24 protein-coding genes are annotated in these 24,671 nt (G+C 41.1%); 10 read left to right on the top strand and 14 right to left on the bottom strand.

The features are described from left to right. Positions 1-88 precede the first annotated feature (88 nt). On the bottom strand, positions 89-2,011 hold the full coding sequence (locus BTR25_RS04465; RefSeq protein ID WP_075686563.1) for a beta-glucoside-specific PTS transporter subunit IIABC: 1,923 nt from the start codon (positions 2,009-2,011) through the stop codon (positions 89-91). Between the two features lie 507 nt (positions 2,012-2,518). Between BTR25_RS04465 and BTR25_RS04460 the strand changes: the two genes are divergently transcribed. Next, complete coding sequence (locus BTR25_RS04460) at positions 2,519-3,961, top strand: glycoside hydrolase family 1 protein (protein ID WP_075686561.1); 1,443 nt, start codon at positions 2,519-2,521, stop codon at positions 3,959-3,961. Between the two features lie 246 nt (positions 3,962-4,207). Here the strand turns inward: BTR25_RS04460 and wrbA are convergent, their stop codons facing one another. Genes wrbA through BTR25_RS04445 form a run of 3 tightly spaced genes read right to left on the bottom strand, consistent with a single transcriptional unit; the run spans position 4,208 to position 6,292 of the window. Beyond that, positions 4,208-4,873, bottom strand: a complete 666-nt coding sequence (gene wrbA, locus BTR25_RS04455; protein WP_075686559.1) for an NAD(P)H:quinone oxidoreductase — start codon at positions 4,871-4,873, stop codon at positions 4,208-4,210. Between the two features lie 42 nt (positions 4,874-4,915). Then, complete coding sequence (locus tag BTR25_RS04450) at positions 4,916-5,854, bottom strand: ring-cleaving dioxygenase (RefSeq protein ID WP_075686557.1); 939 nt, start codon at positions 5,852-5,854, stop codon at positions 4,916-4,918. 39 nt (positions 5,855-5,893) lie between these two features. Continuing rightward, positions 5,894-6,292, bottom strand: coding sequence for a DoxX family protein (locus BTR25_RS04445; RefSeq protein WP_075686555.1), 399 nt, complete (start codon positions 6,290-6,292; stop codon positions 5,894-5,896). 608 nt (positions 6,293-6,900) lie between these two features. Between BTR25_RS04445 and BTR25_RS04435 the strand changes: the two genes are divergently transcribed. Next, positions 6,901-7,113, top strand: a complete 213-nt coding sequence (locus BTR25_RS04435; protein ID WP_075686551.1) for a hypothetical protein — start codon at positions 6,901-6,903, stop codon at positions 7,111-7,113. A 32-nt stretch (positions 7,114-7,145) separates the two neighbouring features. Here the strand turns inward: BTR25_RS04435 and BTR25_RS04430 are convergent, their stop codons facing one another. The 3 genes from BTR25_RS04430 to BTR25_RS04420 form a co-directional block, all read right to left on the bottom strand. Next, positions 7,146-7,907 carry a hypothetical protein gene (locus BTR25_RS04430; RefSeq protein WP_083652237.1) on the bottom strand — a complete coding sequence of 254 codons (762 nt, stop codon included), beginning with the start codon at positions 7,905-7,907 and terminating at the stop codon, positions 7,146-7,148. 65 nt (positions 7,908-7,972) lie between these two features. Next, on the bottom strand, positions 7,973-8,329 hold the full coding sequence (locus tag BTR25_RS04425; protein ID WP_139311168.1) for a hypothetical protein: 357 nt from the start codon (positions 8,327-8,329) through the stop codon (positions 7,973-7,975). 173 nt (positions 8,330-8,502) lie between these two features. Then, on the bottom strand, positions 8,503-9,522 hold the full coding sequence (locus tag BTR25_RS04420; RefSeq protein WP_075686548.1) for a DUF3231 family protein: 1,020 nt from the start codon (positions 9,520-9,522) through the stop codon (positions 8,503-8,505). 313 nt (positions 9,523-9,835) lie between these two features. Here BTR25_RS04420 and BTR25_RS04415 point away from each other — a divergent pair, with 313 nt between their 5' ends. Then, entirely contained in the window at positions 9,836-10,033 is a 198-nt protein-coding gene (locus tag BTR25_RS04415) for a hypothetical protein (RefSeq protein ID WP_075686546.1), read from the top strand. Positions 10,034-10,742: 709 nt separating this feature from the next. On the opposite strand, the gene BTR25_RS28040 is transcribed toward BTR25_RS04415, so the two are convergent. Next, positions 10,743-11,438: a GGDEF domain-containing protein gene (locus tag BTR25_RS28040; protein ID WP_254842628.1), complete on the bottom strand. Its 696-nt coding sequence runs from the start codon at positions 11,436-11,438 to the stop codon at positions 10,743-10,745. After that, positions 11,402-11,836 (bottom strand): LytS/YhcK type 5TM receptor domain-containing protein, encoded by a 435-nt coding sequence (locus BTR25_RS28035; protein ID WP_254842627.1) that lies wholly within the window; start codon positions 11,834-11,836, stop codon positions 11,402-11,404. The genes BTR25_RS28040 and BTR25_RS28035 overlap by 37 nt, the downstream gene beginning before the upstream one ends. 552 nt (positions 11,837-12,388) lie before the next feature. Between BTR25_RS28035 and BTR25_RS04405 the strand changes: the two genes are divergently transcribed. Further along, a complete protein-coding gene (locus tag BTR25_RS04405; protein WP_075686544.1) occupies positions 12,389-12,910 on the top strand; it encodes a DUF5683 domain-containing protein in 522 nt (173 codons plus the stop codon). Here BTR25_RS04405 and BTR25_RS04400 read toward each other — a convergent pair. The 4 genes from BTR25_RS04400 to BTR25_RS04385 all read right to left on the bottom strand — a co-directional run bounded on the left by BTR25_RS04400 (position 12,897) and on the right by BTR25_RS04385 (position 17,942). Further along, positions 12,897-13,898: a DUF3231 family protein gene (locus BTR25_RS04400; RefSeq protein ID WP_083652236.1), complete on the bottom strand. Its 1,002-nt coding sequence runs from the start codon at positions 13,896-13,898 to the stop codon at positions 12,897-12,899. The genes BTR25_RS04405 and BTR25_RS04400 overlap by 14 nt on opposite strands. Before the next feature lie 410 nt (positions 13,899-14,308). Then, positions 14,309-15,103, bottom strand: coding sequence for a DUF4240 domain-containing protein (locus BTR25_RS04395; protein WP_075686540.1), 795 nt, complete (start codon positions 15,101-15,103; stop codon positions 14,309-14,311). A 704-nt stretch (positions 15,104-15,807) separates the two neighbouring features. After that, positions 15,808-16,884 carry a C40 family peptidase gene (locus tag BTR25_RS04390; RefSeq protein WP_075686538.1) on the bottom strand — a complete coding sequence of 359 codons (1,077 nt, stop codon included), beginning with the start codon at positions 16,882-16,884 and terminating at the stop codon, positions 15,808-15,810. Positions 16,885-17,018: 134 nt separating this feature from the next. Next, positions 17,019-17,942, bottom strand: coding sequence for an LCP family glycopolymer transferase (locus tag BTR25_RS04385; protein WP_075686536.1), 924 nt, complete (start codon positions 17,940-17,942; stop codon positions 17,019-17,021). A gap of 210 nt (positions 17,943-18,152) precedes the next feature. Between BTR25_RS04385 and BTR25_RS27415 the strand changes: the two genes are divergently transcribed. Beyond that, complete coding sequence (locus BTR25_RS27415; RefSeq protein ID WP_175596699.1) at positions 18,153-18,293, top strand: YwzD family small protein; 141 nt, start codon at positions 18,153-18,155, stop codon at positions 18,291-18,293. Between the two features lie 38 nt (positions 18,294-18,331). Here BTR25_RS27415 and BTR25_RS04380 read toward each other — a convergent pair whose 3' ends face one another. Further along, complete coding sequence (locus tag BTR25_RS04380) at positions 18,332-19,090, bottom strand: SGNH/GDSL hydrolase family protein (RefSeq protein ID WP_075686534.1); 759 nt, start codon at positions 19,088-19,090, stop codon at positions 18,332-18,334. Between the two features lie 241 nt (positions 19,091-19,331). On the opposite strand from BTR25_RS04380, the gene BTR25_RS04375 reads away from it, so the two are divergent. From BTR25_RS04375 to galU, 5 genes are all read left to right on the top strand, one after another. Further along, positions 19,332-20,084, top strand: a complete 753-nt coding sequence (locus BTR25_RS04375; protein WP_075686532.1) for a YveK family protein — start codon at positions 19,332-19,334, stop codon at positions 20,082-20,084. Beyond that, positions 20,074-20,778 carry a CpsD/CapB family tyrosine-protein kinase gene (locus BTR25_RS04370; protein ID WP_075686530.1) on the top strand — a complete coding sequence of 235 codons (705 nt, stop codon included), beginning with the start codon at positions 20,074-20,076 and terminating at the stop codon, positions 20,776-20,778. Before BTR25_RS04375 ends, BTR25_RS04370 begins: the two co-directional genes overlap by 11 nt. 106 nt (positions 20,779-20,884) lie before the next feature. Then, a complete protein-coding gene (locus tag BTR25_RS04365) occupies positions 20,885-21,649 on the top strand; it encodes a tyrosine-protein phosphatase (protein WP_075686528.1) in 765 nt (254 codons plus the stop codon). A 210-nt stretch (positions 21,650-21,859) separates the two neighbouring features. After that, complete coding sequence (locus BTR25_RS04360; RefSeq protein ID WP_075686526.1) at positions 21,860-23,686, top strand: polysaccharide biosynthesis protein; 1,827 nt, start codon at positions 21,860-21,862, stop codon at positions 23,684-23,686. Between the two features lie 73 nt (positions 23,687-23,759). Continuing rightward, a complete protein-coding gene (gene galU / locus BTR25_RS04355) occupies positions 23,760-24,641 on the top strand; it encodes a UTP--glucose-1-phosphate uridylyltransferase GalU (protein WP_075686524.1) in 882 nt (293 codons plus the stop codon). The last annotated feature ends 30 nt before the right edge of the window (positions 24,642-24,671 follow it).

Raw genomic sequence — 24,671 nt, 5'->3', positions numbered from 1 at the left:
CCATTCGTTGCAATATTAGGAGGAAATTACCGCTATTCTAACACAACAGGAAAAAGGAAAGGACCGCTTTCCTTTTCCTGAAGAGTTGTTACTTCTTACCTAAAGTAAATAAGGAATCGCCAGTTTTGACTTGCTTTTGCTTGGATAACTCTAAGTTGAATTCCTTAAGATTCGTTACAACAATTGGTGTTGTTAACGGCTTGCCTGCTTTTTTAATTTCTTCCATATCAAATTCAATTAGTAGCTGGCCTTTTTTAACATATTCACCTTGAGTGGTATGTGCTGTGAAATACCTACCTTCTAATTGAACCGTGTCCATTCCAATGTGAATGAGAATGTCTGCACCTGAATCGGTCGTAATCCCAATCGCATGATTTGTCGGGAATAATGCGGAAACTGTTCCAGACACAGGAGCGAGTAACTTCCCTTCGCTCGGTTCAATCGCTACACCTTGTCCAAGAGCACCAGATGAGAATGCAGCATCTGCTATTTCTGATAATGCCTTTACTTCTCCATTTAACGGGCTTACTACTTCTTCATTTTCAACTTTTGTAGCTGCTACTTCCTTAGAAGCGGATGTTGTTTCATTTGTTAGGTTTGAAGATTTCTCTTGATTCATTCCGCCGAATAAATAAGTTAAAACAAATGCAACTGCAAAACCTGCAACTAATGCAATAATGGATCCGTAGAAAGCCATATCAAGTCCTGAACCTGGTTTAATAAAGGCTGGGAAAACGAAAATTCCCATTCCACCAAACATCCATAATTTCCCTGTTGCAACACCGATGATACCGCCGCCGACTGCACCACCGATACAGCTCATGATGAATGGCTTTTTAAGCGGTAATGTAACACCGTAAATGGCTGGTTCAGTTACCCCGAATATACCTGAAATGAACGATGAAACGCTGAGTGATTTTAAATTTTTGTTTTTAGTTTTTAACATGACGGCTAATACGGCACCGATTTGTGCAAAACATACCATAACCGTTGTTGCTAAAACTGGGTCGTAACCTAAAGTCGTTAAATTGTTAATGGCGATTGGAACAAGGCCCCAATGAAGACCGAAAATAACAAATACTTGCCACAATCCGCCGATAATTAAACCTGCTACAAGAGGGCTTAATTCATAAATCCATAAAGTCGCTGCACCTAACAAACTGCCAGCCCATGTAGAGATTGGTCCGATCGCAAGGAATGTTAATGGCACCATAATCACGATGGTAAAGAATGGAACTACGAACGTTTTTACTACATCTGGAATAATCTTCTTTAAAGCTTTTTCTACTCTTGAAGCGACATAGGTAGAAAGAATGATAGGAATAACGCTTGATGCATAACTCATCATAATAACAGGAATTCCTAAGAATGTAATGTGGATAGGTGATTCAAAGACGGTACCTTGGAAAAGCACCTTTGAAACTTCTCCTGTCGTTAATGTTGACAATGCAGGGTGTACCAATGCTGCGGCGATCGCCATCCCAATAAACGGTGAACCACCAAATTTCTTCATGGCTGTATACCCTAAGAAGATGGGCAAGAAGGTAAATAAACCATCTCCGGCAATGTTCATTAGCTGGTAAGTTCCTGAAGTTGCATCAACCCAGCCTAATGCTAAAATTAAAGCGGCAAATCCTTTGATCATACCAGTTGCAGCCAAAACGCCCAGAATTGGCTGGAAAACGCCTGAAATCAAGTCAATAAATTTTGCACCCATACTCATTTTTTCATCACTAGTTGAATCACTGTTTTCACTCTCAGCACCAAGATTGCCTACATGTAAAACGGCTGCATACACATCCGGTACATGATTTCCGATTACGACTTGATATTGCCCGCCGCTCTTCATAACGGTCACAACACCATCCATATTTTTTAACACTTCTGTATTTGCCTTGCTTTCATCCTTTAACTTAAAGCGTAAGCGCGTTACACAATGAACAACACTAGAAACGTTTTCTTTTCCGCCGACATTTGCAAGAATATCTGTAGCTAACTGTTCGTGTTTCATTTCTGACACTTCCTTCTTTATTTGATTTTTATTTTTATCCAATTTGATTTTTATCAAATAAAAAACCTGATCCGATTAGAAACTGCACACAAAGATAGCGCTGTGCGTTCGTTTTTAATCAGATCAGGTTATGCCCGCTTAAGGTTACATTCCTGAGAGGAATTTATTAAAATTTATTTGATACGTGTAATTTAGCATGGTTGTTTAGTTGGTGTCAACGCTTTCTTTTTTAAAAAATAATTTTTTTAAAAAAATCCAAAAAGCTTCTTATTGTTATATATATGGCAAAAAAATAACGGTTTCAAAAATGGTTGTTAGATTAAAAAAGGTATGCTATAGTAAGCGTAATTCAATAAACAACCTTTTAGGATTGTAACTGATTATGCAGGCAAAACCTAAATCACTTAACTATGGGACTGTTGTGTCTTTGTTAGGTGATTTAGGTTTTTTTGTGTAGTTTTATAAGAAACTAAGAGGTGTAACCACTAAAAAATGGAGGGATTCTCTATGAGTAAAACAACTTATCAATTTCCAAAAGGATTTTTATGGGGCGGGGCAACAGCTGCGAACCAATTAGAAGGTGCCTATCTTGAAGGCGGCAAAGGAATGAACTTGGCAGATGTTATGCCCGGCGGAAAAGTTCGTTTAAAGGTGATCTCTACTCCTGGATTCGATTTTGAAATTGACAAAGAAAAATATACATATCCAAACCATGACGGAATTGATTTCTATCACCGTTATGCAGAGGATATCGCTCTATTCGCGGAAATGGGCTTTAAAGCATTCCGTCTGTCTATCGCTTGGTCACGCATTTTCCCTAATGGGGACGAGCTTGAGCCAAACGAGGAAGGTCTTGCATTCTACGATCGCGTATTCGATGAGTGCTTGAAGCATGGAATCGAACCAGTCGTAACCATCTCTCACTATGAAATGCCTTTATATTTAATTAAAGAGTACGGCGGCTGGAGAAACCGAGAAGTCATCAGCTTCTTCGAGCGCTATGCAACGACTTTATTTAACCGTTATAAAAACAAAGTCAAGTATTGGTTAACGTTTAACGAAATTAACGGTGCCACACATATGCCGATTTTCGGTCTTGGGTTTTCCCCTGCCACAGAAGACGTTCGCCTTCAGGAAAGTTTCCAAGGCTTGCACCATCAATTTGTTGCCAGCAGTTTAGCTGTAAAAGCATGCCATGAAATCATTCCTGGCGCACAAATCGGTTGTATGTTAATTTACGCTCCTGTTTACGCTTACGACTGTAATCCAGTCAATGTTATGCATGCGTTAAAAGAAGAGCAAATCTTTAACTATATTTGCGGGGATGTACAAGTCCGCGGGGAATATCCGGCGTTTTCAAAGCGTTACTTCAAAGAAAACGACATCAGCATCAAGATGGAAGAAGGCGACTTAGAAACGATCAAGCAATATCCAGTTGATTTCATTTCCTTCAGCTACTATATGTCGCGCACAGAGAAGAAGCATAAAACTCCAGAAGAAATTGGCCAAGGGAATCTGATTGGCGGCATAAAAAATCCATTCCTAAAAGCTAGTGACTGGGGCTGGGAAATCGATCCGGTTGGACTTAGAATTAGTTTAAATCAATTATATGACCGTTACCGTGTACCGCTATTTATTGTGGAGAACGGCCTTGGTGCATATGACAAAATAGAAGAGGATGGCAGTATTAACGACGATTACCGAATCGACTACCTGCGTGAACATATCGAAGCGATGGGTGAAGCGATTGAAGACGGTGTCGAACTAATGGGGTACACATCATGGGGCTGTATCGACCTAGTCAGTGCGTCAACAGGAGAAATGTCCAAACGCTACGGCTACATCTATGTCGACAAAAACGATGACGGCACCGGAACACTCGAACGTAAAAAGAAAAAATCATTCCACTGGTACAAAAACGTCATTGCCACAAATGGCCAAGAACTATAAACGCGCAGGGACGGTTCTCCTGCTTCCTTTAGGAAGCAGGAGAACCGTCCCTGTGTGTATTAAAGCGTTCAAGATGCCCGAACCCACGAGAAAACCTTGAACCCACGAGAAAACCCCGAACCCGGTCATCTTAAAGCGGTCAAAATGCCAAAGCCCACTATAGAGTCTTCTGGAAAACTAATCAGGGACGGTTCTCCTGCTTCTTTAAAGAAGCAGGAGAACCGTCCCCATGACAACCATGACAACTTATTGATTTGCTTTTTTCACCGCTTCTGCGATGGTGACGGTGCGTTTTGCTTGATGTTTAACGGCGGCTTCCACATCTTCGATCATTTTTCCATCTTGACCGACGGTGACACTGGTTCCATAAGGGTTTCCGCCTGATCCAAAAATAACTGGATCGGTATATCCTGGCGCTGCGACAATCGCACCCCAGTGGTACATCGTGGTGTATAGTGAGAGAATCGTTGCTTCTTGACCGCCATGAGAATTTTGGGCGGAGGTCATCGCACTGACGACCTTATTGACCAGCTTGCCGTTAAACCAAAGGCCGCCGGTTGTATCAAGGAATTGCTTCATTTGTGACGGCATATTTCCAAATCGAGTTGGCACGCTGAAAATGATCGCATCGGCCCATTCGAGGTCATCTAGTTTAACCTCTGGTACATCTTTGGTTGCCTCTACATGTGCTTTCCATGCGGGATTTCCTTCAATTGCTGATTCCGGAGCTAATTCAGGAACCTTTAGGACTTTCACTTCAGCACCAAGTTCTTTGGCACCTTCTTCTGCCCATTTTGAGAGTTGATAGTTTGTGCCGCCCATGCTGTAGTAGATTACTGCTAATTTTACATTGGTCATTTTTTCTTCCTCCTTGTCAGTTGAATACCCAAATAATTTAGATAAGAAACCCATTGCAATACACCTCCTATTATTTCTTTCTTTTTAGATTTATAGTCAATCTAATTTTCTCACTTGAAACGGCAGTAAAATGCGTTCGATTTTATCACGATGAATTTCATACTGTTCTGGCAGCATCAAGTTTTCACCCATGGTCTCAGCAGATTCATCATGGGAAAATCCCGGTGGATCGGTCGCAATTTCAAAGAGAATTTCACCGTGTTCTCTAAAATAAATCGCGTTAAAATAGTTTCGATCCTGTACCGGAGTTACCCGGTAGCCATGGGATGCCACGTGTTTTTGCCAATCTAATTGATCTTCATCATCAACCGCGCGCCATGCAATGTGGTGAACGGTTCCGACCCCCATTTGTCCTCGGCCGCTGGATGTTAATTTAAGGTCGATGACATTTCCGAGATCGCCCGTAGAACGATAGCGGGCAAAATCTCCTTCTTTTCCGATGAACTCAAGGCCCATTACTTTTTCCAACAATTCAGCGGTTTGGGTAGGCTGTGCTGATAGCAGCATTGCTCCGCCAAAGCCTTTGATTGCCACTTCGGGTGTGACCTCACCAAAGGTCCACGAGTTGACTTCGCCTTCTTCTCTTTCGACGAGTTCCAAATGTAGACTGTGCGGGTCATCAAAGACCAAATACTGCTCGCCAAAGCGTTCCGTAACCATAAATGATACATTAAACCTTTCCAACCTCTTTTTCCAAAAATCAAACGCCCCTTTTGGAACCACATAGGAGGTGACCCCAACTTGGCCGTCCCCGATGGTTCCCTGATGTGCTCCGGCCCAAGGAAAGAAAGTAATGATGGTTCCTGGTTTCCCCGCTTCATTTCCGAAATAAAGGTGGTACGTTCCCGGATCATCGAAATTGACTGTCTTTTTTACCAGTCGTAACCCTAAAACACCAGCGTAAAAATCAACATTCTCCTGTGGATGACCGACAATCGCTGTGATATGGTGAATCCCCATCGTTTTCTTACTCATTTCTTTCACGCCCCTTTTAACATTTATTTTCCCTGAAATTTAGAATAAAAATGCGTCAATCGCATATTGACCAGGACCGATTAAAGCTAAACCAATCACAACGGCAATTAAGGTGAGGTGATATTCATACCCATTTGCTGTTGACCATATTCCGTTTGCTCCATGAACCTTCACGATCGCGATGACCATCGCTCCGGCAATCATGATTGCTGCAAGAGGAGTTAACAGTCCTAAAGCAAACAAGGCGCCGCCAATAAATTCTGCCAAGCCTGCGAAAAGGGCCAACGTCACTCCAGGTTTCATGCCGATCGATTCAAACCAGCCACCGGTTCCTTTTAAACCATGGCCGCCGAACCAGCCAAACAACTTCTGTGCACCGTGACCTACAAACAGTAATCCTATGACTACACGAATGATTAATAATCCAATATTCATCATTTTAAAATCCTCCTAAATTTTTATCTCGAATTCAAGATATTTATTTTTAAAAAAAAGATGTTCCGACGTTTCGGAATATCTTGAATTCGAGATAATTGTAAAACAGATAAAATCTTTTGTCAACACCATGTAAAAAAGTAGTTCAATGAGGAACTCCTTCCAGCGTGTCGGCACTTTCACGTGGACAGCTCCATAGGTGACGCAACCGCAGCCAAACTAGCAAACGTCGAAGAGATGACGAGCAAAAACGCCACTAGTAGTTTAATCCTGTTCATCTAGCTGTTCCCCCTTCTAGTAAAATTACTTTCTATTATAGTAATTAATAGAATACCAATAAAAAAAACGCATGATTTGACTCATGCGGTATAATATATAAAGTATAACGTGTTTTTGTTATGAACCGTGGAGTAAACATTTTCCAAAGAGAGAAGGGAGGAGTCGAAACGCTGGAATTTCGCAGGAAAAACACCTGTGACCATCATCAACAAGCACAATCACTAAAAAAGCGAATGATTAAAATTATTATTCTTTTATCAACTATAATATGTCAATTTGAAGGAGAAATCCCTCTTTATGTCGAAATTAAATAAATAAAGGGGCTGACCCAAATGAATAAAGTTGATTTATTAAAAAAATTACGAAATGCCAGTCGAGGAAATTTGTTTTCAACAGAGATTCCGAAGGCTACAAAGGAAGATGAAAAAAGGATTCAAGAATGGATTAGAGAATTAGAAAGCGAAGGAAAGATCAGGTTAAGAGAATGTATCCAGCGTGAATACTCCGTTTATTTACATGGAATCATTAAGTACGCATCCGAATAGTCGGGTGTTTTTTTTTTTTTGAGAAAAAAATATTACGAATCAACGTAAAATTTAAAGTTTGGATGGATATAAATTAATTCAAAGTAGGGATTGTTTATACAATTAGAGTAGACGTCTTCAGGTGAGAACCATAGGTGATCATTTATAAATTGATAGCCAGCCCCATAGTAATAGCTTAACCAAATGAGTTTGGTGCAGTAAATATAGGTCCATTCATCATACAACGGGGTATCGAGAGAAAAGTGAAAAATAGGTTTATGGATGCCATTTTTTTTATGCTCTTCAAATCCCTTCAAGTATTGTAAAGCATAGGTCACGGCATTTTGTCCCATTTGTTCAGAAACTGGGCGAAACTGTGCATGAATCGGGTGGTCTTTTTTGAAGCTGTCAATCGGGATCACCCTCACAATGGGATCATCCGGTGCCACTTCAATCGCCAGCTGATCATCAATCGCCATCGCCCCATGTCCCATATAGCCATATGGCAGGCCATTTACATTATCGCAGCTCACGAGAATATCTCCCGGTTTGTATGAAGGTTCACGAAAGGCAGTTTGTTTTATGAAATGTGCTTCCTGGTGCTGGAATGATTTCCCGTTTACGAGTAGGTCTGACTGAATTTGCACGATCCTAGGCTGATAGCCGTGGGTATTGATCACAATCGAATCCACCAATGACATCGAACCGACTAGAGATTGGTCTACAAAAATTGAAACTTTGTCTACTCGTACCGTCTTATTTTTTCTAATAATCGTGATGCTATTTTCATTTGAAACTACGCTAAAATATTGCATGAACACACACCCGTCACTTTCTAGAAAATAAAGCCCCACCTTTTAAGGAGCAGGGCAGGTAGTTTTTACTTTAGTTTCAAATAAAGATCAGGATCTAAATTTAAATAAGTTTGTGTCGTAGGGCTTACTTGAATATCGCTAAATAACTTCGGATTAATTTGTGTAATTGGATTGACTTCTACATGTGGATTCACCTGAGTTAACGGGCTCACATTTAGATGCGGATTAACTTGTGTGAACGGGCTGACATTTAAGTGCGGGTTAATTTGAGTAGCAGGATTAACTTGCAGGAACGGCTGCTGAGCCAATAAAGACTCTGTTTGTTGAAGCATATTTTGATAGTGATGATACTTGGCAACGGCTTTTTGCATTTTTGAAAGGCAATGTTGCCTTCTTTGTTGTAATTGTTGATAATCCATCATATTCCTCCCTTCATAATCTTTAATAAGGTATGTAGTCGTCTACCTTCAGGAAACAAGTCCTTTGATTAATGGGCAGAGAGAACGTTTCAGTAGGGAAGAAGGGGAAGTTGCGCCGGTTACTATCCACTTACCATCCACAAAAAAAAGCCGTCAAATGACGGCAGCTTAGATTCTCATTTATTCTTTTGTCGGATTAACTCATCTCGATCGGATGCAATTGGAGGCTGTTCTAACCATCGATGCTTAATCATGATATTGGCACCATCTTCAGAGTACATCTGAACTTCCATTGATAGTCTATTATACATGGCAGCAAGGTCGCCTCTAGGACTTTGACTAACCGCGGTACCGTAATAGCCAACGCTTAAAGCAATCAATCCAGAGGTGAAGAACATCATTAATTTATCAGAAAAAGTATGGGAGATACTATTGGTTATTTCTGAATCCCAGCCCATCGGTGCAGGGAGTTTACTTTCCTCTAGCTTACCTCTGAATAATCGAATATGCTTATTGCCAATTTCCAATCCTTTTAAAAAGAATTGTTTGACGTCCTTGTCCGTAACCACCTGACTAAATCCAGTAAGGGCAGCCACACCTAAGGCATTTCTTTGCATATTTGCAAATATATGTTCGACCTCGGCGGCAACCAATGGTCTTTTTTCACCAAACACATCTAGCATAAACCATTGCTTTTTCACAAATTCAACCTTCTCTAAATTAGGCAGGAACGGTGATCTGATAAACAATCCTTTGGATAGTAATAATTCGGTAGATCGATTATATAATTGCATGGTTTCCGCGAGACAGTCCATATAATAGGCACGAATATCCTTTCTGACACATGTTCCAACACTTGCTGCATAGGTTGTCAGTCCAACCTTAGACATTTGGTTTATAAAATTAAGTACAAAACTGTCAGAATAAAGCCTAGGTGCCGTTACATCAACATCCTCTTCAAGGCTAAAACCAGTTGGCACGGCATTTTTTTCCTCAGTCAGGAAGGCTGTAACCTTTTCAATATGTGACGTAGATAAGGCTAAAGAATACTCAATTAATGGCTTAATTTCACCATCCTCCGCTTTTTCTAGAAAAAATGTTAGAAGACATACGCTTGCACTATCATTTAAGTACTGAAACCAAAGTTGGGCCAGCTCACCGGCCGTAAGCCTAATCTGCTTTTCGTGTTCTTCCATAAGCAACCTCCAAAAAGAAATACTATCAAATAAATTCCCCAATTATCACCTTAAATATCCATCCTAGTTCAAAGAGCCTGGCTTTTCTGGTGGTACTAGTGGGGTGGATAGGCAGGGTTGGCAGATAAGATGCGGATTTTGGCAGATAAAGGTGCAAATTTGGCAGATAGCGACACCAAAATGGCAGATACCAAGTAAGACCACCCACTTTAAAGCAAAGCACGCACTATAAAACCCCCAAAAAAGGTAATTTAATTACCTGAGCCAGGCTCAAGCCTGGCTTTTTCAAGCTCTAGTGGGGTGGAAGGCAGGATTGGCAGATAGGATGCGGATTTTGGCAGATAAAGGTGCAAATTTGGCAGATAGCCACACCAAAATGGCAGATACCAAGTATGACCAAGCAAAGGGTGCACCTTGGAATTCCAAAAAAAGGAAATTTGATTACCTGAGCCAGGCTCAAGCCTGGCTTTTTCGAGCTCTAATGGGGTGGGTAGGCAGGGTTGGCAGATAGGATGTAGATTTTGGCAGATAAAAGCGCAAATTTGGCAGATAGCCATACCAAAATGGCAGATACCAAGTATGACTACCCACTTTAAAGCAAAGCGCTCACTTTAAAATCCCAAAAAAAGGTAATTTAGTTACCTGAGCCAGGCTCAAGCCTGGCTTTTTCGAGCTCTAATGGGGTGGGTAGGCAGGGTTGGCAGATAGGATGCGGATTTTGGCAGATAAAAGTGCAAATTTGGCAGATAGCCACAGCAAAATGGCAGATACCAAGTGTGACTACCCACTTTAAAGCAAAGCGCTAACTTTAAAATTCTAAAAAAAGGAAATTTGATTACCTGAGCCAGGCTCAAGCCTGGCTTTTTCAAGCTCTAGTGGGGGGAGAGGCTGGATTGGCAGATAGGATGCGGATTTTGGCAGATAAAAGTGCGAATTTGGCAGATAGCGACACCAAAATGGCAGATACCCAAGTATGACCATCCACTTTAAAGCAAAGAGTGCACCTTGAAATTCCAAAAAAAGGTAATTTAGTTACCTGAGCCAGGCTCAAGCCTGGCTTTTTCAAGCTCTAGTGGGGGGAGAGGCTGGATTGGCAGATAGGATGTGGATTTTGGCAGATAAAAGTGCAAATTTGGCAGATAGCCACACCAAAATGGCAGATACCCAAGTATGACTACCCACTTTAGAGAAAAGCGTGTCCTTTGGAAAAAAGCCAGGCATTAAGCCTGGCTAAGGGTATTTTTAAAAGCAACCACTTTATTGCGCCCCGTATTTTTCGCTTGGTACAATGCTTGATCGGCATCTTTGATCAGCATGGCCGAATCCTCGGTGGTTTCTTGATAACTCGCAATTCCAATGGAAATGGTGAGGTTAATTTCCTTACCGCTATTCAAGGTAAAGTTGTGCTTTTCAATCTTTTTTCGGATTTGCTCAGCGATTTCGAATGCCCGGTCCAATCGACAATCTAGTAATATCACCGTAAATTCCTCGCCGCCGTTTCGACTGACTAAATCAAAATTTCTTGTATTGTTCAGAAGAAGCGATCCTAGTTCTTTTAAAACCTCATCGCCTTCCGTGTGGCCATAGGTATCATTTATTTTTTTGAAAAAATCAATATCAATATAAAGAAGAGACAGGCTTTGATTGTTTGTTTTTAAATCATTGATTAGCTTGTTATAAACCTCGTCAAATTTCCTGACATTATTTAATCCAGTCAGCCGGTCTGTCGTTGACTCCGACTTATATTTATTGAACATCTCCTGGCTTGACCGCAAAAAGTGAACGATGTAAAAGGACATATAGCCGGCAATATACGAGATTGCACAATAGGTGACGATGATGGGACCATGTAAATCTGTATCCTTAATAAGTACCAAAGCTAAACTTGAAAAGACGATATTTGAAAAAGTAAGCATAAGAAGGATTTTAACTTTTTTAGATAACTGCATTTTGATATAAAAAGGGCAAAAAATCCTATGAAAGTTACTAAAATAATCGAGGCATAGGCAGCTGGACTAACTCCAATCATAAAACGGCCCAGGATGACTAAGATCATGGCTGTTACAGTGGGTAATGCTCCGCCGTAATACGCTAACAAAATGATGGGGATATGCCTTAAATCAATCATCGTTGTTTCAATCCGAATACTGTAGTGCATGAGTATGTTGCTTAATAGTCCGCCAATGATACCAGCAAATATTTTCCGCGTTGCCGATGAACTAGATTGAAGAGGAGCACTAGAAGAAATCTGCGTGTATAAGAACAAAAGTGACACAAGTATCGTCAAATTTGCAAAAAGTTGTTTAATAATCACATTTATCACCATTATGTAAAATACCACATTATTTCCCAAAAAGAAAACTAAATTTGTGACAATTTTTAGAGAAATCAACCATTTATCTGCCACTAAACATAAAAAAGCCACCCCCATAAAAAGGATGACTTCAATCTCAAAGTGGTTGCCCACTATTTAACTATAAATTCTCTGTGGTGTTAACCTGGTTGTCGACGACGGTAAAGTTGTTCAAGCCACCAGTGGCGATAAACAACACCAACGTAATAAATAATGCAATAAGCATTCTTTTCATGTAAACTGCCCCCTGAATAATCTCTAACATATATGACGTTTAGGGTACCATCTCAGTTCCCTTTTTTCACACATAACCGTTAGACAATTTCTGCAGTAGCAGCCGACAAAAATCGACTGAGAATAAGGGTATCTAGTAATATACCGATAATAGGTAAAAGTACCCAATGCGCAAGCTATTTTGCTATAACTATTTTACCATTATTTGTGAAAACTGCAAAAAAACCCCCAAAAATACTGTGAAAACTAGTAATATATAGAAAAGAGGAGGCAAACATCATGAGACAACAACGTGGGTACAAATCCCCAGGGGCTGCACTAGTGTGGTCAATGGTGTTACCGGGATTCGGGCAATTATATAATAAAAATTACTTTATTGGCGGGGTACTAATTGTCTTTGAAATTCTAGTAAATGTTTATTCAAATCTAAACCTGGCTCTTCTCTACTCTATTAAAGGTGATTTCCTCCAAGCACACGAAATCATCAATTTTAAATGGGGTTTATTTTACCCATCACTCTATTGTTTTTCATTATGGCATGCGTACAATATAGCTATAGCAAACAACGCCCAGGTCCTCCATCATACGATTGCACGGAGAACCTATCTGACTGGCTTTTTTATTGGTATGGTCATTGGGATGGACTTGGGCTTAATGCTGCATGATTATACCTTTTTGGGGAAAAACCCTGTTACTTTTATACTCGACATGCCGGTATTCAATGGACTGATCCTCGGACTAGTACTTGGGTACATCGGACATTTAATTGAAAAGACAGTTCGAAAAACTATTCTGAATTAAGATGCTTTCGATTGGCGGCGGAGGGTGGTCGTTCCATCCAGCCCATATCAATCATCAAATTGGCTCCGTCCTCGACGTAAAGTGAGACATCGAGCAAAAACTTTGCATACATCGCACCGATATCACGTCTGCCATTAAGGGAGGCACCGTTTCCATACGACCTGATTTTCATCGAAAACATATCAATTTTATGCGCCAGCATTAACTTGTCAGAAAAGGGCGGAGTGGTCGATGTGCTGATTAAATGGTCTATGAGTGGCGCTCCGGGTAAATCCTCATCGCTTAGCTGTTTAGAACAGCTTTCAATATGCTTATGGGCGATTTTTTCTCCTCTTTTAAAAAAATCCCGAACCTTCTCATCCCGAGCGGTCTGACTGAAGGCAGTCAGCAAGGCCTTGCTCGTTACGTTATTATCCATGTTATTGTGAAGATGGGTGATCTCCATCGCGTGAAGGGGGCGAGTATCTCCCAAAAAACCACGTAAATACGATTGCTTATCAATAAAAGTCACTCTTTCAGGGATAGGAAGGGTAGGTGGTTGAACGTATAGACCCTTTGTCTGCAACAAATCGTTCACCATATTGGATAGCTCCACCGTAGAGTTAAGCCAGCTGATAAAAAGGTCACGAATATCATTCTGCATGACTAAAGGGACGGCAATCGAATAAATGCTGAGCCCTGTTTTCCCTACATATCTTAGATAAAAAAGATAGAACTCGTCGGCAAATAATCTTGGTGCATGAATGTTTACATCTTCCTCTGTCATTCCAATGGGTACAGGAAAACCTGTTTCTTCGTAGATTTCTTTTATGCTTGCTAAAATCGACTCTGATAAATTCAAAGCGTACTCGACTACTTTTTTAATCTCTGCGTCCTCGACATGCTGAAGATAATATTTGAAGATGCATTGAGACATCGTATTGCCTGCATAGGTAATCCAAAGCTTTCCCATTTCAACTGAAGTTAATTTACGCTGATCTGCACTCATCACCATGTCCCCTCAACCAGATTTTCCCTTAGTTTTTTCAACTAGTCAAAAACTATACCATGTCAATCGGTCTAATTTAATTTTGGGTAGAGGGTAAAACGTCCTATAATGAGTAGTTTCAGTATAACCTGGTGAACATAAAGGCAGTGGAGTTTCGGTCGCATGAAGCAAAGCACTTAAGATGCCCGAAAATCGAGAGAGCGGCCAATACGGTCATCTTGGAGCACTTAAGATGCCCAAAAGTCGAGGGAGCCAGCCAATACGGTTATCTTGGAGCACTTAAGATGCCCGAAAGTCGAGGGAGCCAGCCAATACGGTCATCTTGGAGCACTTAGATGCCCGAAAGTCGAGAGAGCGGGCCAACGCCAAATCTAATACAAAAAAAACGTCTCCACCAAAGTGGAAACGCCCTATTTAAACGGTTTTTCGCCATACACATCCCACAGCTTCGGAAACTTCCTCTTCAGGCTTTCATGGTCAAACTCATTCCAATCAAATTGGAGGACGGGGTCAAGGTAGAGATCGTGTACGTACTGATTGTATAGATTATAAAAAGCATCTTCATCTAGACCTGTTTTTTCTTCATAGGCCAGGCTGGCGACATCCAAGATTTCTTCTTGCTGAGGCTGTTCACCCTGTTCTCTTAGTTCCTCTAAGTAGGGGAGTAAGGTTTCCGGGTCCTTGATGGCAGCTTCGTACGCTTCCTTGCCGAGGGTAATCATCCAGGCTCTGAAACCATCAAAGCATTCATCCGTGCTCACGCCGGTGGCAATGAAACTTGCCGCCCATAAATCAGACGTGAACGACTTGCGGAATTGTTGACTGAAAATGAAATCAAACACGACAAGATCTTTAATCGTCTTCTTTGTTAATTGCTCGACCAGCCATTGCTGTTGCTCGTCAAAGCTGTTCTCGTTTTGCTTACACAGCTCCAGCAGCTCCCAGAACAACTCTTCATTCATTGTGCTTGCCATTGTCAGCTGGAAGGAGCTTTGAACGACCACATAGCCCTTTTCAAGTTTAGATTTAATCTGTTTTTCACTTTCTCTTCGGCAAATATCAGAGTTTGAGAACCTTTTTCGTTTCACAGAACGAACGGAACCAACCTTTCCATAGGTCACTTCCAAGGTGTTACCACTCGTAATAATCCGCCAGTACTTATTGAAGGGCCCATTTTTAAAGATTAGTAGTGTCTCGTTCATCATCCTTCTCCTAAACAATTCATTTTGGAAAAATCATTACACTAACAGTACCACATTTATACATCATAAGGGAGAAGGATTTGAAATATACCTTTTATGATAAAAAAATTTAGTTTCTACTATAATATATAAATATTTAACTGTTGTTGAAAAAATAAAAGCTCAGGTGGAGGGCTGCACTTTGTTGGAATTACTCCTCCGGCTGGCTTGTTGGTCAGAAATAGCACCCAGTTCTGCCCGAAAATCCACCTCGCTAGCGTTTAGGGTAAAAACTATTATCGAGTTTTGCCCAAGGAACCGCCTCGCTAGCTTTTAGGGTAAAAACTATTAWCGAGTTTTGCCYGAGGAACCGCCTCACAAGCTTTTAGGGTAAAAACTATTATCGAGTTTTGCCCGAGGAACCGTCTCACAAGCGTTTAGGGTAAAAACTATTATCGAGTTTTGCCTGAGGAACCGCCTCACAAGCTTTTAGGGTAAAAACTATTAWCGAGTTTTGCCCGAGGAACCGCCTCACAAGCTTTTAGGGTAAAAACTATTAACGAGTTTTGCCCGAGGAACCGCCTCATTAGCTTTTAAGGTAAAAACTAAAACCCATTTCTTCCTAAACAGTTCCCTAACTGGTTCATAAGGTCAGTACTCTACCCCCTCAACCAAAACAGACTCTCAAGCAAGTAGAAAAAAGCCCAGTCCAAAGACTAGGCGGTAGTTTAATAGAATCGTTTAAATCCTTCAAAGTGCTTGGACCAGTACGAGTTACTAAGGCTCGTAATCGTAACGCCAAGTGTTGCGTCGGCGTGGATGAACTGGTTGTTGCCGATGTAGAAGCCGAGATGCGAGATCCCTTGTTTGTATGTATTTTGAAAAAAGACAAGATCGCCAATTTGCGGCTGATTGACGTAATAAGAACGGTTGTGATAGCCATCAGCTGAGGTACGGACAATCGATTTGCCTGATTTGTTCACTACATAATAGATAAAGCCACTGCAATCAAAGCCGTTCACGGTTTGTCCACCCCAAGCGTAACGGATGCCCATTAAGCTTTTGGCGATGTCGATCAGATTGCTAACTTCAGGTGTTGTCAATACAGGCGTGCTAGGAGGAGCTGTCACGGCTGCTGGTGGAGCTGTTTCCACCACTGTCGTTGTTCCGATAGATACCTTTAGTTTCTGACCAACGAAGATCAAGTCTGACGTTAAACCGTTCAGCGCCTTTAACGCCGCGACCGTCAATCCAAATTCCTTGGCAATTTTTCCAAGATAATCTCCGCTTTTCACACTGTACTCAGACACTGTGGTGGAGGGTGCACTTGGTGCAGGAGTAGTGCTAGCCGGCGGCGGTGTTATTGTCTGTACTGGTGGAGGAGCAGGTGTCGGATTGACGACCGTTACCGCTGCAGATACCTTCAGCTTTTGACCAATATAGATCATATCAGAGGTTAAACCGTTCAGTGATTTTAGCTGAGCAACGGTCATACTGTATGCTCGAGCAATTTTCCCGAGATAGTCGCCGCCTACAACGGTATACATATCTTGGGCTGTTGGTGTAGCTGCTGGTGCTGACAGTTCAGCTGCAGGTGCAACCTTTAGTGTTTGGTTGACATAAATCATGTCAGACGTTAAGCTGTTCATGGTTTTTAGTTCACTAACGGATGTTTGATACTTTATGGCGATCTTTGTTAAAGTATCACCTTTTTGGACGGTATAGGTGCTGGCGAATGCGGAGCCGGCAAAAACCGTCGAAAGGAGAGCGGTTGTCGAAACCACCCGGACGATTGTTTTCTTCATGCAGATATCACCTCATGTTTTTACTATATTATCTATATTCTACCATGATTTCCCTCACCACCCTACATAAACTTACAATTTAAGCGCAAAAAAACACCCTTACTGTGTCTAACAGTAAGGGCGCATTGTATCAATTAGTTTTGTGCGGTGGCACTGTCTAGTTCGAGCTGGGCTTTTAGTTCCTTTTGAACCCGTTGCTGTTCTTCCGCTGATATTTGCAAATAATAGATACTGTTAATCATCGTACCGGTACCACTCATTTGCATTTGCTGTACATTGCCTGCGACGCTTTTATAGTGCTTTTGAATACTCACCATTTCATCGAAGGTTAAGTTGGTTTTGATATTGGTTCCAAGTGCTTGGAAGATATCAGAAAAGTTCGTTATGCTTGAGAGGCTGGCACCTTCTTTGATTACTGCCTGGATAATTTGGCGCTGTCTTGTGTTACGCCCAAAGTCGCCGTTAGGGTCCTCTTTCCGCATTCGGGAATATGCTAATGCATCTTCCCCATTTAAGGTGATTTCACCTACTGGAAAGTGGGTATTTCCAACGCTGAAGTCCAATGTGTTAGTGACGGTTACACCGCCGACGGCATCAACAATATCCTTGAAGCCTTCCATGTTGATTTTCATATAATAATCAATGGGGATATCAAGGAAGTTCTCGACGGTATCCATCGCCATTTCTACTCCGCCAAAGGCATGCGCGTGGTTGATTTTATCCTCGTAGCCTAAACCCATGATTTCGGTTCGGGTGTCACGCGGGATACTTAGCATATGGACACTGTCTGTATTAGGATTAACGGTTAACACGATAATCGTATCGGTACGTCCTTTCTCGCCAGTAGAGTCGGTTCCAAGCAATAGGACGGAAAATGGATCTTTTTCTTTAAAGGTAACAGGGTCGGAGCGTTTGATGGTTTCGCGTTCGATTGGTTCGTGCATCGTTTTAACAGCTGACTTTAATGATTGATAGACGATAAAGCCATAGGTTCCTCCAATAAGTAGGAAGGCTAGAAGGATGTAAACGGTAATTTTTACTGCTTTTTTCTTCTTCATAAGAGTCCTCCGGAAATTTGACAAATTTCTACCTAACAACCAGATTATCAAAATTGTAACTAAATAGATAGTGGAGTTTGTTGGGTTATGGTAAATGAAAGCGGATTCACCAAAATTCAACAATTTTCTACTGGAAAGATATTTACAGTTCCTGGATTTTCTACTAGAATGGTTTAATTAAGAGAATCTTGTGAAGGGGGAATAGGGAGGGTGGAGTCAAAGGAAGACCAACAAAATTTTACAGAAATTATTAAAAAAGCCTATGAAAAAGGGTTACGAGATCAGGATGCAACGGTATCAACCTTAGTTGCAGATATTGAAGCGGATTTAAAAAAGATGCTAGTTGGCTAATTATATAGATAAGAAAGGCAAACCAATCTGGTTTGCCTTTAATTGTGGATAAGGTAATCAACAATCGATTGCCCCCATACCTCATATCCGATTTCATTTGGTGCGCTCTGGTCAGCCTCGAGGTAATGTATCAAGTCTTCACTATTATAATCCGGCCAGGCTGCCCAATGATCGAGATAGGCAATCTGATTCTCTGCTGTATAGGCTTTTAGGGCCTCCACCTGAAGCGGATAAATCTTTGCCTTATAAATTGGATAGGACGGCTGGAGAATAAAGGTGGTGTCAGGCTTTAGGTTCTTTATTGTCTCCATGATCGTCGTGATATTTGCGAGTGTATCCTCAATCGCAATTTCACCGTTGTCCTTCAATAGAAATGGCTCAAAAATAATCAGTTGAGCGTTTTGCGCGGCTACTTCTAAAACGTGCTGGTTCGCAACAAAATCCGCCGAAGTGACATCATATGTATGAACGCTAGTGGTAACATGTTCGCCATAGGCTTCTGCTAAGCTTGCGGTTATCAAGTTTTGGGCAGGTTCACCTAACGCGGTGGAGCCGGCGAACAGGATGTGAAAGGGTGTTTTTGCTTCTAAGGCTGCTTGTAGCTGCTGTTTGGCAGAGTCTGGCCAGTTATTGGCGAGCAACAGATAAGAATCGTAGTTATTCACTTCTTTCACGGCATTCGCAGACACACTTGCTTTGGCTGATTTCGCTTCGATTCGTTCTTGATAGTGCGTATGTCCATAAAAGAGAACGATGATGCAAACAAGCGACCAGGCTGCTGTTAATATGTATTTCATACTTAGTACCTCCTGTTAACCAGTATATCCCGTTTTAACGGGCAATAAGACCCTCCACTAATTATAGCAAATTTCGACTAGGCAATTGTTGCCAATCTAAAAAAACTACATTTTTTTACAAAAAAACCTGTTACAATGAGTTCAGCAAAAAAATACCTGTTAAGATCATCATAAAAACACAAAAATTGACAGATTTCATGGTATAATACTTTTTGTTTTCATGTACAAAAGGGAGGATCTTATGGAAGAGACTATTAGTTTAAAAGAATTGCTGGATACATTAAAAAAACGATTCGTTATGATCATATTGATTACCACGACTTTTGCCCTAGTTAGCGGTGTGGTTAGCTACTTTTTCCTTACGCCGATTTATCAGGCTTCAACACAAATACTTGTAAACCAAGTGAAGAGTGAACAATCCTTTTACAATCCAAGTGAAGTCCAAACCAACCTTCAGTTAATTAACACCTATAATGTCATCATCACTAGCCCGAGAATCTTAGATATCGTAGCACAAGAACTAGATTTGGAGATGACAGCTTCTCAGTTGAGCGGGAAAATCACGGTTGGCAGCCAAAAGGATTCACAGGTAGTGAATATGTCTGTTCAAGACCCGAAACCGGAAGTTGCGGCATTAATTGCGAATAAAACAGCAGAAGTGTTCCAAAGAGAAATTGTTAAAATTATGAAGGTCGACAATGTCAGCATCCTTGCGAAAGCGGATATTGGGGAAAATCCATCACCAATCAAACCGCAGCCGGTTATGAATATCGCGATTGCCATCGTGGTTGGGTTAATGGTTGCTGTCGGACTTGCTTTCTTACTAGAGTATTTTGATAACACGATTAAGAACGAGCAGGATATTGAAAAAATTCTTGAACTTCCAATCTTAGGGGTGATCGCAACGATTGACGATCAGAAGATGGAAGAGCTGAAACTCCGCAGAGGGAAATCAAGAAGAGCAGCAGGAAGAGGTGAGACCTTTGGTGCTTAAGAGAAATAAGAAACTTAAAACAACAGATCCTAGCCGAAAGTTGATTGCTCAGTTAGACCCAAAGTCGCCGATTTCAGAGCAATATAAAACGATTCGGACAAATATCCAATATTCGTCGATTGACCAAGAAATTCGCACGCTGATGGTTACATCGGCCGGTCCGGCAGAAGGAAAGTCGACAACGGTGGCAAATCTGGCAGTTGTATTTGCACAGCTGGGCAAGAAAGTGCTGCTAATCGATGCCGATTTGCGCAAGCCGACGGTTCACCGTACCTTTGGCGTTAACAATTTATTCGGTTTTACAACAGTCCTAACAAAGCAGGCAACACTTGAAAAGACAGTTCTTGAAACAGAGGAGGAAAATCTGTTTATCCTAACAAGCGGTCCAGTTCCTCCGAACCCAGCTGAACTATTAAGCTCGAAATCAATGGAGCAATTGGTAGTGGAAGCAAAAGAACATTTTGATTATGTCATTTTTGATACACCGCCATTATTAGCAGTAGCCGATCCGCAAATCTTAGCGAATAAGTGCGATGGTTCGATTCTCGTTGTTTATAGTGGCAAGACCGAAATTGACCAAGCGAAAAAGGCGAAAGAGCTGTTAAGCAATGCGAAAAGCAAGTTACTTGGCGTGGTACTAAACCACAAAGAGATCAAGAATAACGACTACTATTATTATTATGGTTCAAAGTAAAGTTATATAATTCGACAAAATTCCTCCCTTTACTAGTGCTTTCGACGGTGTTACCATTAAAAAAGTCTTAGAAAACTAGCAATTAGCTGGAAAGAGTGTGTTGCCGATGATCGATTTACATTGTCATATACTACCAGGTTTAGATGATGGAGCACAGAATTTATCTGAAAGCATCAGTATGGCGAGGAAGGCTGTCGAACAAGGAATCACTACCATAGTGGCCACACCACATCATTTAACTAGCAGCTATGAAAATCCTAAACAAGTAATTATCAATAGAGTAGAAGAATTAAACCAGGCATTGCTTCAGGAGAAAATTGACCTAACGGTACTTCCAGGTCAAGAAGTACGGATCCATGGAGAAATGGTCGATGGGTACAAGCTAGGAGAAATCCTGCCGGTTGATCACACGCAGTATGTATTAGTCGAGTTCTCATCCAGTCATGTACCGCGGTATACCGAAAAGCTCTTTTATGACTTACAGCTGAACGGGTTGATTCCAGTAATTGTCCATCCAGAACGCAATCAGGAAATCATTGAACGCCCCGAGATATTGTATCAGCTTGTGAAAAAGGGAGCAATGACGCAGGTGACGGCTGCTAGTATTTGCGGGGATTTCGGGAAGAAGATTAAGAACTTTACACATCAACTCATTGAAGCTAATTTAACTCATTTCATTGCTTCTGATGCTCATAACACGAGCACCAGGACATTTAAGCTGCGAGAAGCCTATAGCACGATCCAAGCGAAGTATGGGAATGACATGGTGTATCTGTTTAGTGAAAATGCTGCACTTGCCATCGACGGGAAACACGCGTATCAGGAAGTGCCAGAGCGAATTAAAAAGAAGAAGTTTTTTAAAATTTTTTAGGTCAATTTGGGAGGTAAGGGTAATCCTCCCCTCTATAATAGGTATCGGCAACTAGATCTTACGAGGATAGGGCAGATGATAGAAAAATAAAGAAAATAATAAATATCTAATGAAAATATAGGTGACCGAGCACTTGCATTTCCATTAGGTATTTATTTTTTTGCAACAAGATGCTTAGATAAACGAAATAATCAAAAAGGGGGAGAAGAGATGACATACGGGAAAAGATTGACGGCACTTGCGATGTTAGATTCACTGATTGTCATAACTGCGATTTACATAAGTATTTTTACGTTAAATCCAGATTTGAATATCTTTAAAAGCCCGATGATCTTGGCCAGCGCGGTTACGTTATTACTCAGCCATCATGTATTTGCTTCTATTTATAAACTGTATAACAAGGCCTGGCAATATGCGAGTATCGGAGAGCTCTTAGCCATCGTTAAAGCCATCACCTATTCGGTCATGGTAACCGCATTGATGCAATCGCTCGTGTTTGGTCATATAAACGTAAGAGCGTTAATGATTACATGGATGCTGCATGTCCTGTTAATCGGAGGATCAAGGTTTTCTTGGAGGGTATTTCGCGACAACTATATGAATCAGCAAAAGAACATCAAAAGAACGATGATCATTGGTGCGGGTAGAGGCGGAACCATGGTTGTTCGTCAATTGCTTCATAACCCGGATACTGATTTGAAGCCAGTCGTGTTTATTGATGATGATCCATTGAAGCAGAAATTAGATATCCTTGGGATACCAGTAGTCGGGGATTCAAGCTATATCACAACAGCAGTTGAAAAATATAAAATTGACCATATCGTTATCGCCATCCCCTCATTAAGACAGAGTGAAATTACGCGGATCTTTGATGAGTGTGTCAAAACAAAAGCGAAAACACAGATCATTCCAAAGCTTGAGGATTTGATGACGGGTAAGGTTTCCGTTAACCAGTTCCGCGAAGTTGAGGTAGAAGATTTATTAGGCAGAGAGCCAGTAGAGTTGGACATGGGCAGTATTTCAGAATCTGTTACAGGAAAAACCGTGTTAGTAACAGGTGCAGGTGGGTCAATTGGTTCGGAAATCTGCCGTCAGATTTGTAAGTTCAAACCTCGAAAAATTGTTCTAGTCGGTCACGGCGAAAACAGCATTTATTTAATTGATATGGAGCTTCGGAAGCTTTATCAACATACAATTGAGATTGTTCCGGTGATTGGCGATATCCAAGACCGGACTAGAATCTTTGAAGTAATGGAAGAGCATCGGCCATTTGTCGTCTACCATGCGGCAGCGCATAAGCATGTTCCATTGATGGAGTATAACCCGAGAGAAGCGGTTAAGAACAATATATATGGTACGAAGAATGTTGCAGAGGCGGCGGACACTTTCGGTGTGAATACTTTTGTGATGATTTCTTCTGATAAGGCGGTTAATCCTCCGAATGTGATGGGTGCAACAAAGCGATTTGCAGAGATGATCATCCAGAGTTTAGCGCAGCATAGTAATACTAAGTTCGTTGCGGTACGATTTGGAAACGTACTTGGCAGCCGCGGAAGTGTTATACCGTTATTTAAAAAGCAAATTCAAGCAGGCGGACCTGTTACGGTTACTCATCCTGATATGACACGTTACTTCATGACCATTCCAGAAGCATCTCGTCTTGTTATTCAGTCAGGTACACTAGCACGTGGTGGAGAAATCTTTGTTTTGGATATGGGCGAACCGGTTAAGATTGTCGATTTGGCTAAAAACTTAATCAAGCTGTCTGGTTATTCTATAGAAGAAATCGGGATTCATTATGCTGGGCTTCGTCCTGGTGAAAAGATGTACGAAGAGCTTCTTAATGAAGGGGAAATCCATCCAGAGCAGATTTTCCCTAAGATTCATATTGGAAAAGCTAAGGTTATTAATGCGGATGTGTTGGCTGAGCTAATTGCTAGTTTACTAGAAATGTCTGAAAAGGACATGCACGATACATTAATTGATGTTGCGAACAACAGGTTTGAAACAACGTCATTGGTAGCTTTAGCAAATTAGGCTTACTTATAAAAATATTCGATGAAGAACGATGATTTATGACTATGTTTGTACTATGAAGGTGGGTAAATAAATGAAAAAAGTTAGAAAAGCAATCATTCCTGCGGCAGGACTTGGAACGAGATTCCTTCCAGCAACGAAAGCTATGCCAAAAGAAATGCTGCCGATTGTTGATAAACCAACGATCCAATATATTGTCGAAGAAGCGGTGGCTTCGGGGATTGAAGATATTATTATTGTTACGGGTAAAGGGAAGCGGGCGATTGAAGATCATTTTGATATTGCTCATGAACTAGAACAAAACCTTTTAGAAAAAGGGAAATTAGATATCCTTGAGAAGGTCCGTTACGCTACTGACCTTTCGGATATTCACTATATTCGTCAGAAGGAACCAAGAGGACTTGGACATGCGGTTTGGTGTGCTCGTAATTTTATTGGGGATGAACCATTTGCGGTATTACTAGGGGATGACATTGTTCAGAGTGAAACTCCTTGTTTAAAACAACTTATTAACCAATATGAAGAAACTCTTTCATCTGTGATTGGAGTTCAGACTGTTCCTGATAATGAGACACATCGCTATGGGATTGTTGAGCCTTCTGTTCAAGAAGGTAGGAGATATCAGGTGCAGAACTTTGTGGAGAAGCCTGCACCAGGTACTGCACCTTCTAATCTTGCTATTATGGGACGTTATATTCTTACGCCGGAGATCTTTATGTTCTTGGAACAGCAGGAAACTGGTGCTGGTGGGGAGATTCAGTTAACGGATGCGATTCAGAAGTTGAATCAGATTCAAAGAGTATTTGCCTATGATTTTGAGGGTAAGCGGTATGATGTTGGGGAGAAGATTGGGTTTGTGAAGACGACGGTTGAGTTTGCTCTTCAGAATGATGAAATTAAAAGCGAATTGCTAACTTATCTTGAGGAATTGTTGGAATCTAGAAAAGTAAAATAATAACTGAATTTTAATGCTCCTTTTCTAAAT

Source organism: Bacillus sp. MRMR6, assembly GCF_001940785.1.
Classification (GTDB): Bacteria; Bacillota; Bacilli; order Bacillales; family Cytobacillaceae; genus Neobacillus.
This window is presented reverse-complemented; position numbering and strand designations above follow the sequence as displayed.